This window comes from Bacillus sp. FSL W8-1127 (genome assembly GCF_038006725.1).
Taxonomy (GTDB): Bacteria; Bacillota; Bacilli; order Bacillales; family DSM-4216; genus Bacillus_O; species Bacillus_O smithii.
Window position 1 is genome coordinate 541,687 of record NZ_JBBOVU010000001.1, and the last position, 16,749, is coordinate 558,435.

The 16,749-nt window shown below is 39.3% G+C and carries 16 protein-coding genes; 14 read left to right on the forward strand and 2 right to left on the reverse strand.

Annotation, left to right across the window (positions count from 1 at the left end):
• Nucleotides 1-20: 20 nt before the first annotated feature.
• From NST12_RS02605 to NST12_RS02630, 6 genes are all read left to right on the forward strand, one after another.
• Nucleotides 21-1,055, forward strand: a complete 1,035-nt coding sequence (locus NST12_RS02605) for an alpha-ketoacid dehydrogenase subunit beta (protein WP_341028369.1) — start codon at nucleotides 21-23, stop codon at nucleotides 1,053-1,055.
• 29 nt (nucleotides 1,056-1,084) lie between these two features.
• The gene (locus tag NST12_RS02610) at nucleotides 1,085-2,326 is read left to right on the forward strand and encodes a dihydrolipoamide acetyltransferase family protein (protein WP_341028371.1); all 1,242 of its coding nucleotides are present in this window, start codon (nucleotides 1,085-1,087) and stop codon (nucleotides 2,324-2,326) included.
• Nucleotides 2,327-2,342: 16 nt separating this feature from the next.
• Nucleotides 2,343-3,722: a dihydrolipoyl dehydrogenase gene (gene lpdA, locus NST12_RS02615; RefSeq protein WP_341028373.1), complete on the forward strand. Its 1,380-nt coding sequence runs from the start codon at nucleotides 2,343-2,345 to the stop codon at nucleotides 3,720-3,722.
• A 134-nt stretch (nucleotides 3,723-3,856) separates the two neighbouring features.
• The gene (locus NST12_RS02620; RefSeq protein ID WP_341028374.1) at nucleotides 3,857-4,351 is read left to right on the forward strand and encodes a VOC family protein; all 495 of its coding nucleotides are present in this window, start codon (nucleotides 3,857-3,859) and stop codon (nucleotides 4,349-4,351) included.
• A gap of 152 nt (nucleotides 4,352-4,503) precedes the next feature.
• Nucleotides 4,504-5,280, forward strand: a complete 777-nt coding sequence (locus tag NST12_RS02625; protein ID WP_327802941.1) for an acetoin reductase — start codon at nucleotides 4,504-4,506, stop codon at nucleotides 5,278-5,280.
• Between the two features lie 252 nt (nucleotides 5,281-5,532).
• Entirely contained in the window at nucleotides 5,533-7,416 is a 1,884-nt protein-coding gene (locus NST12_RS02630; protein ID WP_341028380.1) for a sigma-54-dependent Fis family transcriptional regulator, read from the forward strand.
• Nucleotides 7,417-7,639: 223 nt separating this feature from the next.
• Here the strand turns inward: NST12_RS02630 and NST12_RS02635 are convergent, their stop codons facing one another.
• Complete coding sequence (locus tag NST12_RS02635; protein ID WP_341028382.1) at nucleotides 7,640-8,137, reverse strand: GNAT family N-acetyltransferase; 498 nt, start codon at nucleotides 8,135-8,137, stop codon at nucleotides 7,640-7,642.
• Between the two features lie 312 nt (nucleotides 8,138-8,449).
• On the opposite strand from NST12_RS02635, the gene NST12_RS02640 reads away from it, so the two are divergent.
• The 4 genes from NST12_RS02640 to NST12_RS02655 all read left to right on the forward strand — a co-directional run bounded on the left by NST12_RS02640 (nucleotide 8,450) and on the right by NST12_RS02655 (nucleotide 12,966).
• Nucleotides 8,450-10,330, forward strand: coding sequence for an ATP-binding protein (locus NST12_RS02640; protein ID WP_341028385.1), 1,881 nt, complete (start codon nucleotides 8,450-8,452; stop codon nucleotides 10,328-10,330).
• A gap of 167 nt (nucleotides 10,331-10,497) precedes the next feature.
• Nucleotides 10,498-11,484 carry a hypothetical protein gene (locus tag NST12_RS02645; RefSeq protein ID WP_341028387.1) on the forward strand — a complete coding sequence of 329 codons (987 nt, stop codon included), beginning with the start codon at nucleotides 10,498-10,500 and terminating at the stop codon, nucleotides 11,482-11,484.
• A gap of 64 nt (nucleotides 11,485-11,548) precedes the next feature.
• A complete protein-coding gene (locus NST12_RS02650) occupies nucleotides 11,549-12,064 on the forward strand; it encodes a hypothetical protein (protein WP_341100140.1) in 516 nt (171 codons plus the stop codon).
• A gap of 698 nt (nucleotides 12,065-12,762) precedes the next feature.
• Nucleotides 12,763-12,966 (forward strand): DUF3990 domain-containing protein, encoded by a 204-nt coding sequence (locus NST12_RS02655; RefSeq protein ID WP_341100141.1) that lies wholly within the window; start codon nucleotides 12,763-12,765, stop codon nucleotides 12,964-12,966.
• Between the two features lie 120 nt (nucleotides 12,967-13,086).
• Here the strand turns inward: NST12_RS02655 and NST12_RS02660 are convergent, their stop codons facing one another.
• Nucleotides 13,087-14,202 (reverse strand): IS4 family transposase, encoded by a 1,116-nt coding sequence (locus NST12_RS02660; protein ID WP_048622499.1) that lies wholly within the window; start codon nucleotides 14,200-14,202, stop codon nucleotides 13,087-13,089.
• A 112-nt stretch (nucleotides 14,203-14,314) separates the two neighbouring features.
• Here NST12_RS02660 and NST12_RS17055 point away from each other — a divergent pair, with 112 nt between their 5' ends.
• From NST12_RS17055 to NST12_RS02675, 4 genes are all read left to right on the forward strand, one after another.
• Nucleotides 14,315-14,722 carry a DUF3990 domain-containing protein gene (locus NST12_RS17055; protein ID WP_445662336.1) on the forward strand — a complete coding sequence of 136 codons (408 nt, stop codon included), beginning with the start codon at nucleotides 14,315-14,317 and terminating at the stop codon, nucleotides 14,720-14,722.
• A complete protein-coding gene (locus tag NST12_RS02665; protein ID WP_341100142.1) occupies nucleotides 14,712-14,939 on the forward strand; it encodes a hypothetical protein in 228 nt (75 codons plus the stop codon). Before NST12_RS17055 ends, NST12_RS02665 begins: the two co-directional genes overlap by 11 nt.
• A 417-nt stretch (nucleotides 14,940-15,356) precedes the next feature.
• Nucleotides 15,357-15,479, forward strand: a complete 123-nt coding sequence (locus NST12_RS02670; RefSeq protein WP_327802977.1) for a putative holin-like toxin — start codon at nucleotides 15,357-15,359, stop codon at nucleotides 15,477-15,479.
• A 453-nt stretch (nucleotides 15,480-15,932) separates the two neighbouring features.
• The gene (locus NST12_RS02675) at nucleotides 15,933-16,724 is read left to right on the forward strand and encodes an NERD domain-containing protein (protein WP_341100143.1); all 792 of its coding nucleotides are present in this window, start codon (nucleotides 15,933-15,935) and stop codon (nucleotides 16,722-16,724) included.
• Nucleotides 16,725-16,749 lie beyond the last annotated feature (25 nt).

The window sequence follows — 16,749 nt, forward strand, 5'->3', positions numbered from 1 at the left end:
AATGATAGGAGGCGGTATAGATGGTGAGAAAGATCAGTATGTCGAGTGCGATTAATGAAGCATTGAAGCTAGCGATGCGAAAAGATGAAAATGTCATTCTGTTAGGAGAAGATGTGGCTGGCGGTGCGGCTGTTGACCACTTGCAAGATGATGAAGCATGGGGCGGTGTATTAGGGGTAACGAAAGGATTAGTTCAAGAATTTGGCCGGGAGCGGATTTTGGATACTCCGATATCCGAAGCGGGATATGTAGGGGCGGCCATGGCCGCAGCGGCTACAGGATTAAGACCGATTGCCGAATTAATGTTTAATGACTTTATCGGAAGTTGTTTGGATCAAGTGCTGAATCAAGGGGCCAAATTCCGATATATGTTCGGAGGAAAGGCGAAGGTGCCGGTTACGATTCGAACAACTCACGGAGCAGGCTTTCGGGCGGCGGCTCAGCATTCTCAAAGCTTATATGCCTTGTTTACCAGCATTCCCGGCATTAAAGTCGTGGTTCCGTCCACGCCATATGATGCGAAAGGCTTGCTGCTTGCTTCTATTGAAGACGATGATCCGGTGATCTATTTTGAGGACAAGACATTGTATAACACGACCGGGGATGTTCCGGAAGGGTATTATACCATTCCATTAGGAAAGGCAGACATTAAACGGACAGGAAGCGACCTCACGATTGTCGCGATCGGAAAACAAGTTCATACAGCATTAGCGGCAGCGGAAGAATTGGCGAAAAAAGGATTGGAAGTGGAAGTGGTCGATCCGCGAAGCTTATCTCCGCTGGATGAAGACACGATTCTTTCTTCCGTGGCGAAAACCAATCGTCTTGTGATCATTGATGAAGCGAATCCAAGATGCAACGTGGCCACCGATATCGCTGCATTAATTGCCGATAAAGGGTTCGATACGTTGGATGCACCGATTAAACGGATTACGGCACCGCATACACCTGTGCCATTCTCTCCTCCGCTGGAAGACCTTTATCTTCCGACACCGGAAAAAGTAATAGAAGTGGTATCAGAATTAATAGGGGATCCGTCGCTTCTAAACGTGTAATCAAGCAAAAGAGAAAGGAGAGATAGAAAATGGCCGTAGAAGTGGTTATGCCGAAATTAGGAATGTCCATGAAAGAAGGGACCGTTTCCGTTTGGAACAAGCAAGCAGGCGATCCCGTCAAAAAGGGAGAGTTGATTGCCAGCATCAATTCAGAGAAAATCGAAATGGAACTCGAGTCTCCCGCAGATGGCACCATTTTAGATATTGTCGTACCGGAAGGAGAAGGAGTTCCTCCCGGAACCGTGATCTGCTATATCGGCGATGCGAATGAAAGCATCTCCAAAATCGAAAGAAACGTAGAAACAGCACAGACAGAAGTCGCTGCCACGGCAACGGCAACAAAAGTAAAAGAATCACAGCCTTCCGTTCAAACAGCAGCAAAAGAGAAAATCAAAATTTCTCCGGTCGCCAGAAAAATGGCGGAAGCCGCCAACTTAGATATTCGGACCATTCAAGGGACCGGACCAGGGGGAAGAATCACGAAAGAGGATGTTCAAAAAGCGATTGCAAACTCTTCTTTCGTGGAATCTCCGTCTACAAAGGAGCAAAAACCGGCTGAAACCATTACTCATAACATCGAGCCGACTAAGAAAGTTCCGGTTGCCGGCATGCGAAAAATCATCGCAGAGCGGATGCGAGGCAGCTTGCAAAACAGCGCCCAATTAACGTTAAACATGAAAGTGGATGTCACCGATTTGATCGCTTTGCAAAAACAATTAACTGGAACGGCACAAACCCATTATGAAACAAAGCTTACCGTGACGGACTTTGTGGCCCGTGCAGTTGTTCTTTCTCTTCAACAGCATAAAGAGATGAACAGCGCTTATATCAACGATCAAATTCATCTATTTGATTCGATTCATCTTGGAATGGCCGTTGCTTTGGATAAAGGATTGGTTGTCCCTGTGATTCGCAATGCAGAAAACCAATCGTTGATTCAATTAGCCCAAAATATCAAATCGCTGGCCAAGCGAGCACGCCAAGGACAGCTGAGCCATGAAGAGATGAAAGGATCCACGTTTACCATAAGCAATTTGGGTGCTTACGGAATTGAACATTTCACTCCGATTTTAAACCCGCCTGAAGCAGGAATTCTTGGGGTAGGAGCGACTTATGACACACCTGTCTATATAGGAGATAAACTGGAGAGAAGAACGATCTTGCCGCTTAGCCTTACATTCGATCATCGTGTGTTGGACGGAGCACCGGCCGCGGCCTTTCTCCGGACACTGAAACAATATTTAGAAGAGCCATTTACCGTGCTTTTATAGAAAGAAGGTGGAGTTCATGACCACATTAGCCATTATTGGAGGTGGACCTGCGGGATATGTGGCGGCGATTACGGCCGCCCAGCAGGGACAACAAGTCATTCTAATTGAGCAAGGACCTCTAGGAGGAACTTGCTTAAACGAAGGCTGCATGCCGACGAAATCTTTGTTGGAAAGTGCTGAAGTCTATGAGAAAGTCCGACATGCCGAAGACTTTGGAATCAGCCTTTCATCCGCTCAAGTAGGAGTAAATTGGAACCAAGTTCAGCAGCGGAAAAACCGAATTGTTCAAACGCTTGTTCAAGGGATTGGCTATTTAATGAAGAAAAATAGAATCCAAGTCAAAAACGGCACCGCTTCTTTTCTCACGGCCAATCGTTTACGCGTGGAGAATGAAAGCAGCCAAGAAATCGTGGAAGCGGATCGCTTCATTATTGCTTCAGGATCGGAGCCGATCAGTCTGCCGTTCGCCCCTTTTGATGGGGAGTGGGTCATTCACAGCGGGCAAGCCATGTCTCTTCCGTCGATTCCTTCTTCGCTTTTGATTATTGGCGGAGGAGTGATCGGATGCGAGTTTGCCAGTATTTATAGCCGCCTGGGAGCGAAAGTCACCATCGTCGAGATGGCCGAGCAGCTTCTGCCGGGGGAAGATGAAGATATCGCTTCGATTTTGCAGGAGCAATTGGAAAAGGACGGAGTGACCATCTATACTTCTACTTCTTTAAAAGATTTGAATGCGGATAAAAAGAAAGCGATCATTGAAAACCGAGAAGGAATTCGTGAACTAAGCGCGGATTATGTTTTAGTCTCCATTGGCAGAAAGCCAAGAACCGCGAATTTAGGGCTGGAGGATATCGGAATCGAATTTTCCAAACGAGGCATCGCAGTCAATGAACAGATGCAGACAAATATTCCTCATATTTATGCTTGCGGCGACGTCATTGGAGGAATTCAGCTCGCTCATGTAGCGTTTCACGAAGGGACCATCGCGGCTCTGCATTCCGGAGGACAAGAGGTGAAAGTAAACTATCGAGCGATTCCTCGCTGTATTTATACATCACCTGAAATTGCCGGAGTCGGACTGACAGAAAAACAAGCAAGAGAGCAATATGGCGATATTCGAGTTGGAGAGTTTCCTTTCACGGCCAATGGCAAAGCGCTCATACTCAACGAGCCGATCGGAAAAGTAAAAGTGATCGTGGAACCGCAATATCACGAAATAGTGGGAGTTTCGATTGTAGGTCCACGTGCGACAGAATTGATAGGACAAGGAACCGTCATGCTGCACGCTGAGATGACGGTCGACATTATGGAGGATTTAATAGAGGCCCATCCTACTTTGTCTGAAGCCATTCATGAAGCTTTGCTCAGTGCCGTGGGCCATGCGTTGCATGTATAGAGCGATTTCTCAAAACTTGCAAATATGGTTGTTTATTAAGGTTCAGCGAAAACGTCCATGAACTGAAGATCCTGTGGTACCGTGCCATGACGAAAATGGAGTTCTCTCATCCTACTATTTGGGGGGAAAGAAAAATGGAAAAACCCATTTTTACGGAAGTATTGCAGATTGGCATCGTTGTGGATGATTTGGATGCTTATATGAAAAGGTATCACGATGATTACGGTATAGGGCCTTGGTTAGTCTATGATTTTAACAAAGATACGGTTAGGAATATGACAATTTGTGGTGAAAAAGTCGATTACTCTATGAAAATCGCATTATGTGATGCGCATAATGTCCAATGGGAGCTCATTGAGCCTACCGATGACCGCAGCGTGTATGCGGAATTTTTGAAACAGCATGGCCCCGGTTTGCACCATGTTGCATTAGGAACGGAAAATCATGATGATGTAGTAAAAACGATGGCGGCAAGAGGAAATGATGTGATTCAAAGCGTGATTTTCCATAAAATCGGGTACACATACTTAAATACAACGAAAGACCTTGGCTTTATCGCGGAAATTTACCATATACCGGAAGGATTTGAGCTCCCCGCTCCGTTGCGAACTTATCCTCCGCAATCGTAAGGTGGCTTATGACGGTTTTGTCTAAATGGTCATTCTCTGTTTAGAAGAGAACAAGATGAGAAACCTGCGGTCGGGCTGCCCGTTCTCTTGTGTTTTGGGCAGGATGGGCGGCATTTTGAGAACTTCTCAATCAATAAGGAGGAAAACAAAAAATGAGCAGCTCTCCCAAAATCGCGCTTGTCACCGGAGCGGGCCGAGGCATAGGTCGAGCGATTGCTTTACGTCTTGCCCGTGACGGATTTCATGTTGTCATCAACGATATTCATTTGGAAAACGCCCAATCGGTGGTAGATGAAATAAAGAAACTGGGCAGAGAAAGTTTTGCCGTTCAAGCGGATGTAAGCAAAAGAGACGAAGTGTTTCAAATGGTGGACCAAGCGGTCAAACATTTCGGACAACTGGACGTCATGGTTTCCAATGCCGGCATTGCCCAAGTTAAGCCGTTGCTGGAAGTAACAGAAGAGGATATGAATAAAATCGTTCAAATCAATGTGTTTGGCGTTCTCTATTGTCTGCAAGCGGCAGCAGAACAAATGAAAAAGCAAAAAAGAGGGAAAATCATTCATGCGGCCAGCATTGCGAGCTATAAAGGATTCAGCCTTCTTGGCGCCTATTCGGCCACAAAATTTGCCGTTCGAGGCTTGACACAAGCTGCTGCCCAGGAGTTGGCGCCATTTGGGATCACCGTGAATGCCTACTGTCCCGGAATTGTCGACACTCAAATGTGGGACTTGATTGATGAAAAAATGGCGCATTATATGAATCTTAAAAAAGGAGAAGCTTTTCGGCAGTTTTCGGATGGCATCACCCTTGGACGGCCTGAAACACCGGAGGATGTCGCAAAGTTTGTTTCCTACCTTGCATCGGAGGATTCTGATTATATGACCGGCCAATCCGTCATGATCGATGGGGGTGTGATTTTTTCTTGAATGATTGGAATAAAAGCATTTTCCGAAAAAGCAGTTCAAAAAAGGGGACATGAAGATGTTGGTTCATGTCTTCTTTCTGCATGGAGATTTTTATATTGAAAGCGCTTAAGTTTTCTTCTATAATAATTTCGAATACTCCGAATAAACAAAAATTTCTCTTCGAAACCTATCCTTTTTCTGTTTCCTCATGTCGGTCTTTGCCAAAAGTATGGATTCTGTATATGATCATATTTCCAAATTAAGGAGGATATTATGTTTACAACAACCTGCAACTGGATTACATGGAAGCGTTTTGTAAACGAAGGAGTGCTGGATTCGTCTCGCTTAAACAAAAGAGTCATCGAATCTTGGTATCGTTGCAAGAACAATGACGTCAATCCATATTTGAGTAAAGGCCAACATGTTTTATCCAATGATTTGCTTGCCGCTCAAAAAGAAAAAAACTCCTTGCTCCTCGATATCGCTTTGCCTCATTTGAATCGAATGAAACAAGCCATGAAAGAATTGGAAATGATCGCTTTAATCATTGATCCGGATGGATATGTATTGTCGGTGGCAGGAAATCAAAGAATCCTTCACGATGCGCGAAAAATTAATTTTATGGAAGGCGCCCGCTGGACAGAGAAAGAAGTCGGAACGAATGCGATCGGAACAGCGTTAGAAATTGAAGAAGCGGTGATGATAAACGGCACCGAACATTATTCCGTCGCTTCCCATAATTGGACTTGTTCGGCTGCTCCGATTCGAAACGATGACGGCGCATTAATCGGCATCATCGATGTTTCTTGTCCGGTTGATCGTGCCCATCCTTTTATGTTGGGGATGGTAGCGTCTGTTTCTCATGCGATCGAACGGGAAATCAGCATACGTACTCATAAAAATGAGATCGAACTGGTCCATAGGAGCGTGGATTTCATGGATTCTCATCAACCCGTCATCGTTTGCAACGAGAAAAAAATCGTCGTGGCCGCAAGTAAACCGGTTCGTCAAAAAATACCTCACTGGGCCGGCAAGAAGGTCAATGAAATATTAAAATACGGATTTCGGATTCAAAAAGAAACCCCTGTCTTTTCCAATCAGCATAAAGGCTTCATCGGAACATGCATTTATTTGTCAGAACGAGCTGTCCAAAAATCCGATTCCGTTCCCATTGCTGCTTTTTCCACTCAACCGTTTGTGTTTCAAGGAGAGACTGGTACAAGCAAAGCGTTTCAAAACACATTAGAGGAAGTGAAGCGTGTCGCACCGACGGACGCAAGTGTTTATATATTAGGGGAAACGGGAACCGGAAAAGAATTGGTGGCTCGAGCGATTCATGAAAATAGCCCGCGGAAAAACGGTCCTTTTATTGCGATCAATTGCGGGGCGATTCCAAGAGAGCTGATGGAAAGTGAACTGTTCGGTTATGTGGAAGGAGCTTTTACAGGAGCAAAGCGCCAAGGATATAAAGGGAAATTCGAGCAAGCCAATAACGGCACGATTTTTCTCGATGAGATCGGAGAAATTCCTCCGGCTATGCAAGTGGCGCTCTTACGGGTTTTGCAAGAACGCAAAGTAACCCCCGTTGGAGGGACGAAAGAAATTTCTTTAAATATTCGCATCATTACCGCTACTCACCGAGATCTTCTCCAACTAGTCGAAGAAGGATCCTTTCGCAAAGATTTATATTATCGCCTTCATGTGTTTCCGATTCATGTTCCGCCGCTCCGGGAACGAAAAGAAGACATTCCACACTTAATTCGATACTATTGCGAAAAACACAACTGGAATACCGAATGGCCGGATGAAATATTGGAGCGAATGATGGACTATCATTGGCCGGGGAACATACGGGAACTGTTCAACGTATTGGAACGACTGCAAATTTTATTCCCATATGGAATAACGGATTCATCCCAAGTTTTGAACCTGTTAGACTCATTTGATATCCATCAGCGATTCACCGCTTCACCTTCGAAAGAACCCGATCAAGAAAGAATTGAAGAATCCACTTCCTTGACATTCCGCGAAAAAATTCAAAAAGACTTAATGATCGAGGCGTTACGAAAAACGAAAGGAAACGTATCTTTAGCCGCCAAATTGCTCGACATCCCAAGAAGCACATTTTACAAACGAATTCGGAAATTTGGTTTATAAGTCCTTTATCAAGGAACATGTCAAAAGGTTCCTTTTTTCTTTGGATAAAAAAGCAGAAATAAGGCGAGAAATACCGTCTTACTTAATTTCTAAAAAGCATAGAAAAGTAGAGAAGGTGCTCTATTCAAAAGGTAGCTTTTCAAAACGAAAGCAAAGAAAAAAGACTTACTAGCAGTCTAGTATGAAATTCATTCTATGTACCTCGGATACAACACACGGATTTTTATAAAAGTTTGGCCATATAATATTCGTCTACATACTCCCCATTCACAAGAAGGGAGTCTTTCTTTATTCCTTCTTTTTCAAACCCCATTTTGCTGTATAAAGAGATCGCTGCCCGGTTGTTCGTCATCACGGTTAATTCTAAACGGTGAATGTGATGTTCTCTAGCCCACTTTTCTAATGCCAAAAATAATCGGGTGCCGACGCCTTTCCCTCTGTATGATTCCAATATTCCGACGACAAGGTAGACCGAATGTCGGTTCCGTCTTGCCCCTCCGCCAATGGCGATCAAGTAGCCGATGAGGTCGCCTTCCTCTTCTGCAACGAATATGGTCGAATTTTCTTCTTCCTCCATCGCCACTATTCGGTATCGCTGCTGTTCAGGCGTCAGCCTCCTTTCTCCGGCCTCAAAAAGCATAAAATCGGATTCACTTTCCACTTGTAAAATCAAATTCACCAACTTTTCAGCATCATCAAGATCGATTTGTCGAATATGCAACTCATTCTCCCTCCAAACGATGAACTTTGACGAACTGATTTAGCCATTCAGACCTATCTCCCACAAAAATCGCTTATTATCCTTCTTTTGGCATTATTAACTTTATTTGTTACTGTATAAACAAGAGGTTAGTATGAATTTATAGAATTATAAAGGTTTCGATCTGCTTTTATCAAAATTTGTCGAATGATTCTGTCATTTTTGTAGGAATAAAGTATTATAATAAATTTGTCATAATAATCAGAATTAGTTGCATTTCTTCATTATCAGGAAAAAGTTATCTTATGTTCGATTTATTGGGAGGAATGTAAAATGAAACTTGTTAAACTAATTCTTAAAAATTTTCGAGGATACAAAAATTTTTCGTTAGATTTAAATCCAAATTTAAACGTTTTAATTGGGGAAAATGATGTTGGAAAAAGTACTATTCTAGATGCATTAAATATATTTTTTAATGACGATGCAAAGATTGATGTGAGTGATTGCAATATTTCTGCTGTTGAGAAAGTTATTGAAATAGGTGCGTGTTTTAGTATTGATGAAGGCGAATTAGTTATTTTAGATGCTTCAAATCCTACTTCTTTAAAGTCCGAGTATTTGTTAAATAAAAATAATCAGTTAGAGATTAGGAAAGTTATCAATGCTTCAGGGAAATCAATTAATAAAAGCAGTGTTTCGGTTTACTTAAATGCGTTTCAACCTATAATAACAAAAAAACCACTTATTACCTACAAACAAAAAGAACTTCAAGAGTTTATAAAGCAGTATGAGGATAAAATTGAAAACTATGAAAGTATCAATAAAACTAAAAAAGCAGATATGAGACAAGCATTATTTGCTTATTTAATTAATAAAGAAACAGAATTTAAAGAAATATGGATAGATATAAAGGATATACAGGACGAAAACTTAAAAACATGGGACAAGTTAAGAGATCAAATACCGTTTTACACGTTATTTCAATCTGATAGGGCAAATACGGATGGTGATAAAGAGGTCCAAGACCCAATGAAAGCAATTACTAAAGAGGTTCTGGCTGAACTTAAGGAAGATTTAGATAAAATAAAAAATGAAGTTGTCAGAAGAGTGGAAAAAATCGGGGAGGAAACAATTCAAAAATTGAAAGAATTTAATGAAGAGATTGCTAAACAATTAATAACTGTTCCTGACTTAAAAAGCTGGGACTCCCTTTTTAAATTTAGTCTTGATACAGATGAAGGTGTACCGCTTAATAAAAGAGGGAGTGGAGTCCGTAGATTAATACTTTTAAGTTATTTTAGATCGCAAGCGGAAAAAGATGCAGTGAAGAGTGGGAAGAGAAACATTATATATGCAATTGAAGAACCAGAGACATCACAACATCCTAATTACCAAAGAATGATAATTGATTCATTAATAAAAATTGCAAATAGAGCGTCTCATCAAGTATTTATCACAACTCATACCCCTGAAATTGCACAAATGGTCAATAAGGACTCTCTAATTTTGATTCAAAAAGATAATAAAGGTAATCCAAATGTTATTGTAGACGAAAAATTGAAAATGCAGAAAATCGCGAAAACTTTGGGTGTACTTCCATCTATTCATTCAAGAGTAGTAATCTGTGTTGAAGGTCCTAATGATGTTAATTTTCTTAAAAACATTAATCAAAGTGTCAAAGAATTTAAAGAAATAATTGATTTAAATGAAATGGACATTAGTATTTATGCGCTTGGCGGTAGTAAATTAAAAGATTGGGTGCACGAAGATTATTTTAGAAGATCAAATATAATAGAATTTCATTTGTATGATGGTGACGTTCCAAAATATAAAGAAGTAGTTAGAAAAATGAATGAAAAAAATGATGGAAGACGGTTTGGGGTTATTACAAGCTTACGTGAAATGGAAAACTATATACCACCTGTATTAATTGAAGAATATTTCGACTGTGATCTATCTGAGTATTTAGGTATGTGGGCTGATTTTGATGTACCGGGCTATTTGAAAAATACTTGTTTTGAACATATAAAAGATGATAATGAAAGAGAAATTGCAATTAAAAAGATTTTAAATGGTAGTTTAACAAAAAAAGTCACGGCTCAATTATTAAAAGAGCATGGTGTGTATGATGAAATAGAAAACTGGTTTAAACAAATAAAGGAAGTTTATGATAAAACCACTGGAGTCACTTCTAGTCGTACTATATCTCTATAAATTTGGGTTCAATGATACCACCCAAATTTTATCGAAATTTGTAGGATTAGAATAAACATTAAATAATCCCATCTATCTAACACATGGGGATTATTTAATGTTTACTTAGAAAAGGCCAACCAACAATTTAAGTTGACATTAAATCGTTTATTGATTGAAACGAAAAGGTGATCCAATTTGAAATATATTGGAAACAACAGGATTTCAGTGATTGGAATGAAATGGATATAAGGGAGGAATTTATTGCACCACTTTTAAGACAACTTGGATATGGAAAAGGAACGATTAACGATGTGATACGAGAAAAAACTCTAAAGTTAACTAATCCATACCATCGTATAGGTAGGAAAAAGGTGCAAGTTGATTATATACCAACAATTCGGTTAAAAAACTTTTGGATTATTGAAGCAAAGCCAGGAAATATAAATGAGATGTCGATGGGTGATTTACTTCAGGCCCATTTATATGCGATCCATCCTGAAATTCGAGCAAGGTATATTGTCTTAATAAATGGCTGGAAAATAAGGGTGTACGATGCGCTCACAGTTCAATCGTGGGAAGATTCTTTGCTAATTTGCACACCTGTTAACGCAGAGACGAATTTCAATACGTTAATAAATATGATAGGTGCAAAATCGATGTTGAGGTTTGCTCGTCAACAAATATTAAAGCAGATTGAAGATAGCTTCGCAGTAGAATTAGATGAAAAGGAAGTTGCACATTTTTTTACTCAAATCCAACAAAAGATTACTAGCCTGAAACAAAAAGTACACCATAATGCCAGAGAATTTGAAATAAATGCATGGAAAAAAGAGCAACAGGAAGCCGATCAACATTTGGTACAAATTTCTGATAACCATTTACTCATTTATATGGATATCCCGTCTAATAGTCAATTAAGAACACCAAATGAATATCTCCGTAGGATCATTGAAGCTGATGAGTCTGGTAGAACAAAATTAGTAGATCAACTTGTTATGCGGTGGCGTGGACGTCCGCATAATATTTTCAGAGTTCATTCACTTTATATTTTGTTTGAGTTATTGCGGCAAAAGGTAAAAGTAGGGACTTCGATTTACCACAGAGGTATAAAAGAAAGTTTTGAAGAACTAGCAAAAAAATATTGCATATTGGTCTACAAACAGTTTAAGTAACGCACTTTGCCATTTGGATAATACTTCCCTAAGAGTAGCAAAAAAACTTTCTCTAAAGTTTTCCATGCAACAATTGAAAGCAAAAGTTGCTGAGCTAAAACAATCGTTTCCGATTGAAGAAAAATTAACGCAAAGACCTAGTGTTGCAAAGTATATGATTACCCAAATTGATTTGACGGCAGAAATCTTTTGGCGTCTGTTCTCAGGTGGTTCACCTGATAAAGTATGGGATGGTATCTGGTTTCTACAATATATGGAAAAAATAATAGATGAGTATCCTGAACAATTATATCCAGATGGAGATGGTGATTTATTATTTTTTGAAAGCTATGGTAAAGGGTTTGACATTCTCATGAGTGGAACTTGGACTATATTAAATAGTGATTTGACATTATTAGAGAATCTCAGTATTGACAAAGAAATAATTGAATTCGCTACATTAGAAAGAAGTGAAATGCTTGCTAAAATTCCACAAGCAAAGCCTATGCCACCAAATTGGGAACCAGATAAAAGCTTATTGGATAAATTGATTTTTTTGGTGTCAACTGCCAACACCCGGATTAAGAAAAAAGGCAATTAGGTTCGTTAACTACCCTGCCTTCGATGTGATGTTAATACTGAAATCGAAGGCATGCGGTGGTAGTTTTACTGATTCACCTCTTTACAATCGGGAACGGTGACTGTCACCACCCAGATTTTGTCGAGATTCGTAGAGTAAGAGAAAAGATTAGCTTGGTGCCTGTCACGACCCGAAGATTGATGAAAATTGATAGAAATAGAAAGTCATACCTTGGCCTCTGCCTTGTCTTTTTCCGGATCGGTGTTCTTCTGTTAAATAAGTGATTGAAACATGTGAAAATGTATCCGGCTGCAAAATCCTCATGGAATATACCGACCGCCGCTCGGGCGACCCGGGGCGTGCCTAGCTACCTCATCGTAAAAAATTGATGAAGAAACCAGCTGGAAGGACGAATATTTGTTGCAACCAATTATCGAAAGCGCGTGGAGATAGCATCAGTGGAAAGGTTAAGAAAGACCGGTCACCCTAGATAAGGGGATGATATTATACCTTCTGTGTAGACAGTATGAAAATAGTAAAAATGGACGCCATTTTCTTTGTAAAATGGAAGTACCTATCACAGTACTTCCAATAACTGTTTATAGGAAAATAAAAATACAGAATGTTGCAGAGAATTTGGTTTAGCCCAACTTTACATGGAGAGGTGGGCATGCTGTTGTAAAAGAAATGAATAAATAAGATGTTGAAGGGGTATAATGTTGCTAAAGGATTATTTGTTTTGTTTTCACGGAACCATTAAACGTTATGGAGAATATATTGAAAACAATGGAATAGATTTAGACAAGAGTCGGTTTGCGACTGATTTTGGTAAGGGATTTTATGTTACCAATAATCAAAAGCAAGCTGAGAAATGGGCTAAAATTAAACATCAAGACACATTAGCATTGCATAAATATAGTTAGAATTTTCTGTTAATTATTTTTTGTGAATTTGTGCCAAAAAGACAAAACCTAAAGAAAGGTGGCACTGCCCATTTGGTAAATATATACAGTTAAACCAGAGCGACAACGACAAAAGGGAGATTATGGACTGGCTCGCCCATCAAATTTTCGCAACCAAACATAAGCTGGTTTCCACAGAGCTCTCTTTAACCAACGAGTAATTCGAAGTAGGGATTTCTTACTTTTCATCTCCAATTGAATGAGAACATGTAAGCAATACGTGATCAGGGCTAAGAAAATTTGATTTTGAATAGCTGTTTCACTCATTCCATAAAAGTGCTTAATTTCTACGTGTTGCTTGAGCCATTTGAAAAAGAGTTCAATAGCCCAGCGAGATCGGTAAATATCACTTATCTCTTCTGGTTTTAAATCAAATCGGTTGGTGATGAAACGAAGTAAGTTCCCTTTTGTGTCCATAACTTCTAGTAGACGAAAGACATTTTCAGTACGATTTTGTGTGGTACCAATGTAGACCATTTTATCGGATAGAACGTGACAATCATCAGGAAGTGAAAATGTATAGACTTCACGAATGACTGCGTTTTTCTTCAGTCTTGAAACGAAGAAATAGCCATCATCTGTCATCCGATCAAAACGTTCATAGTCCACATAACCGCGGTCAAACACATACATGGCTTCTTGATCATCCACTAGGACTTCGAGTTGATTTCGGTCATGTTCTTTTGCTGTCGTAATCACTGCTTTTTCAGGATAGACGGTGTCTTTATCCATGAAAACGAGCCGTAAGTGTAGCTTTACACCAGCTTTTGTTTTCCGGAATTTTGCCCATTTATAATGGGTCAAGTTCAACGGGAGTGTACTTGAATCAATGATTTTCAGTGGCATATTCTTTCCGTTTTTATAATGGTACCGTTGAATTTTCCAAACAAGATCCAAGAACAAATTTGCAAGAATTAGTGGGTGGATCTGATTGTTTTTTCGGGATAGCTGAGAGGCACTTATCGATTCAAATCCGAGTGCTTTTTGAAGATCTTCGTCTACAAGTGCATCACTCATTTCCTCTAAGCTCTTAAATTCGAGCAGCTGGGCTACCAATAAAAGTTTAATATAAGCTTCTGTTGTCAGCTTTTTTGTGTAATAGTCCTGTTTCAATTCTTTGACTTGTTCGCTAAGTTTTTGAATATTTATGGGTGAAACCCATTTACCAAATGATAAAATTAGTGTATTCTTGTCCATAATGGTTATCCTTTACGATTGGATTTGGGCAGGAACCACCTGTACTTCCATTGTAAAGGATTTTTTTGTTTCGAAATCAATAAAAAATTGAACATTCTTAGTATTTTGAATCATCAGATTTAATTACTGCAATGCTAGTGATCAAGACAATAATTATAATTTTCCGGATGAAGAAAATAAACCAGTAGTTGTTTATTTTACGATTAATATAAATGAGCTATCCTCTTTAAAAGGTTGTTATTTTAACGAAGTAAATTTAGATTGGAGTAATTTTATTCTGGAGTGCCGAAAAGAAGGAATGAATAATAGGATTTATCATCATTATGACTATGTGCTTGGACCACTGGCTGATGGGAAAATGATTGCTTTATTAAGACGTGCGATCGATGGTAGAATAAATAATAAAGAATTTTTAGAGGGGATTAGGCCAATATCATCGTCAAGTACACAACTATCATTTCACTCTGAAAGAGCTTTAGAGTGTATAAAATGTTTGGGGGTGAAGGAAATTGCATTTTGATAAGTATTCATTTGATGAATTGGATATTGAATTGATTTTTTATATTCATGAAGAACTTAAAAAGAGAATTGGTGATCAAGCAACAGAAGCTATCATTGTCTCAGGATTTTTAAATCGCCTTCAAAAAGACCCTGTGTATGTGCATCATTATGACGAAGAATATTGGGCAGATTATATCCTATCGCGTTACGAAAAAAAAGAACTTTTGACTATTTAGAATAAATTTATGATTTGGTGCCTGACATACCCCAAATTTTTAAACAAATATCCTTGAAAAAGTAGAAAAGCTCTGTGGAGAGAGATCTCTGCGGATCTTTTTTTGTGAAATTATGACCTATGACTGTTGTAGGTAATTAAAGGATGAAGACTCTCTTCAAATTTTTGACTCATCATATTTGCCACTATCGATGGAGAGTTTAAACTCCCTGTTTGAATGTTTGGATGGTTCCTGATATTGCCAAATATATGGCTGGATTTGTAGAATAAGAGAAAGGAGAGTTTGTCACTGTAAGAAGTGAACGGCTCATTTTTTTGATTGAATATAATCCGCAATTTGAAAAATCCTAGAATCTTAATAGCAACTACATAAGCAGGGTGGGCGGTTGACCACTTCCCGTTGAAGGGAGGTGGGAAAATGACGACATACGAAGCATTAAGTCTAGTCGCTCAATTCGGTCTAGTGCTGATAGGAGTGCTGACATTGATTGTTACTATTGGTCGTCTATATAAACAAAAAGAAATAACCGTCCTCCCATGACCAAAGGTATGACGGTTATTTCACTGTCATTAAGGTCAGCCGCTCTTCTTGCGGCATGTAGTTGCACTGGCCGGGTGTTCGCCGCACCCGGTCCCTTTTATTTTATGTTGCTTTTGACTATAGTATACAGGAAATGTTGAATTATATTCAAGGGGGGTCTGACCCCATCAATAGTTTACAGTGGTAAAGGAATGGTGGCGAAGAAGATTGTAGTGGATTGAATTTAAGCCAGGCAAGCTGCGAAGCCTTTTATCATACATTTACGACAGAAGGTGTAAGTTCTTCTGTCTTTTTTTGTTTTTACGACATGATTTGACAATATTTTTTGCAGGGACTAGTTAGGATGAAGTTAAAAGAATTTTTCGTGAAGTCTCCTTCTACATTTGGTCCAATTCACATGTTTTCTTTAATCATAATTTTATTGTAAAGAACAAATAGGGGGAAACATGATATATGAATCTTTTCTTTTTTTATTCTCTTCTTTTATTCTTATTTGTCGTATTTCTTGTATGGATAAAAGCGAATGAGTCTAAATGGATTGGCTCAATAGGGGAATATCGGGTTCGGAAGGAGATTGAAAAATTAGAGAAATCTTCACCTGGTAAGATGAAGGCTTTTCATGACCTTTACATTCCGAAGAAGGACGGTTCTTCTTCACAAATTGATCATATTCTTTTATCGGAACAAGGTCTATTTGTCATTGAAACGAAAAATTATAGCGGTTGGATTTTTGGAGATGAATCGTCCAAATACTGGACACAAGTTATTTACAAACGAAAAGAAAAGTTTTTAAACCCCATTTGGCAGAACAAAGGTCATATAAAAGCTTTAAAGGGATGGTTAGGAGAAGAGTATTCCCATATTCCTATTTACTCTATCGTTGTATTTACACCGCGGGCTCAATTAAAATCAAGGATTCATTTTACCCAATCTCATGTGATTTATCCGAAACAGTTGAAAAAAGTGCTTGAGCAATATCGGACAAAAGCGATGGATCATGAAACAAAACGTTATTTAGCAGAAAAATTAAAAGCACTGCTTGTTAAGGATAATCCAAAAGAAAGAGAAATAAAAAAGAAGCACATTCAATCAATTCAAAACCATCAAAAACGGATAAAAGAACATGTCCGACAAAATCGTTGCCCGAAGTGTGGCGGCAGTCTTGTTTTGAAAAAAGGGAAATACGGGACTTTTAAAGCCTGCAGCAACTATCCTAAATGCAGATTTACAGAAAAAGTTTTATAGGCGGATCACTCCTGAGTTGCAATGG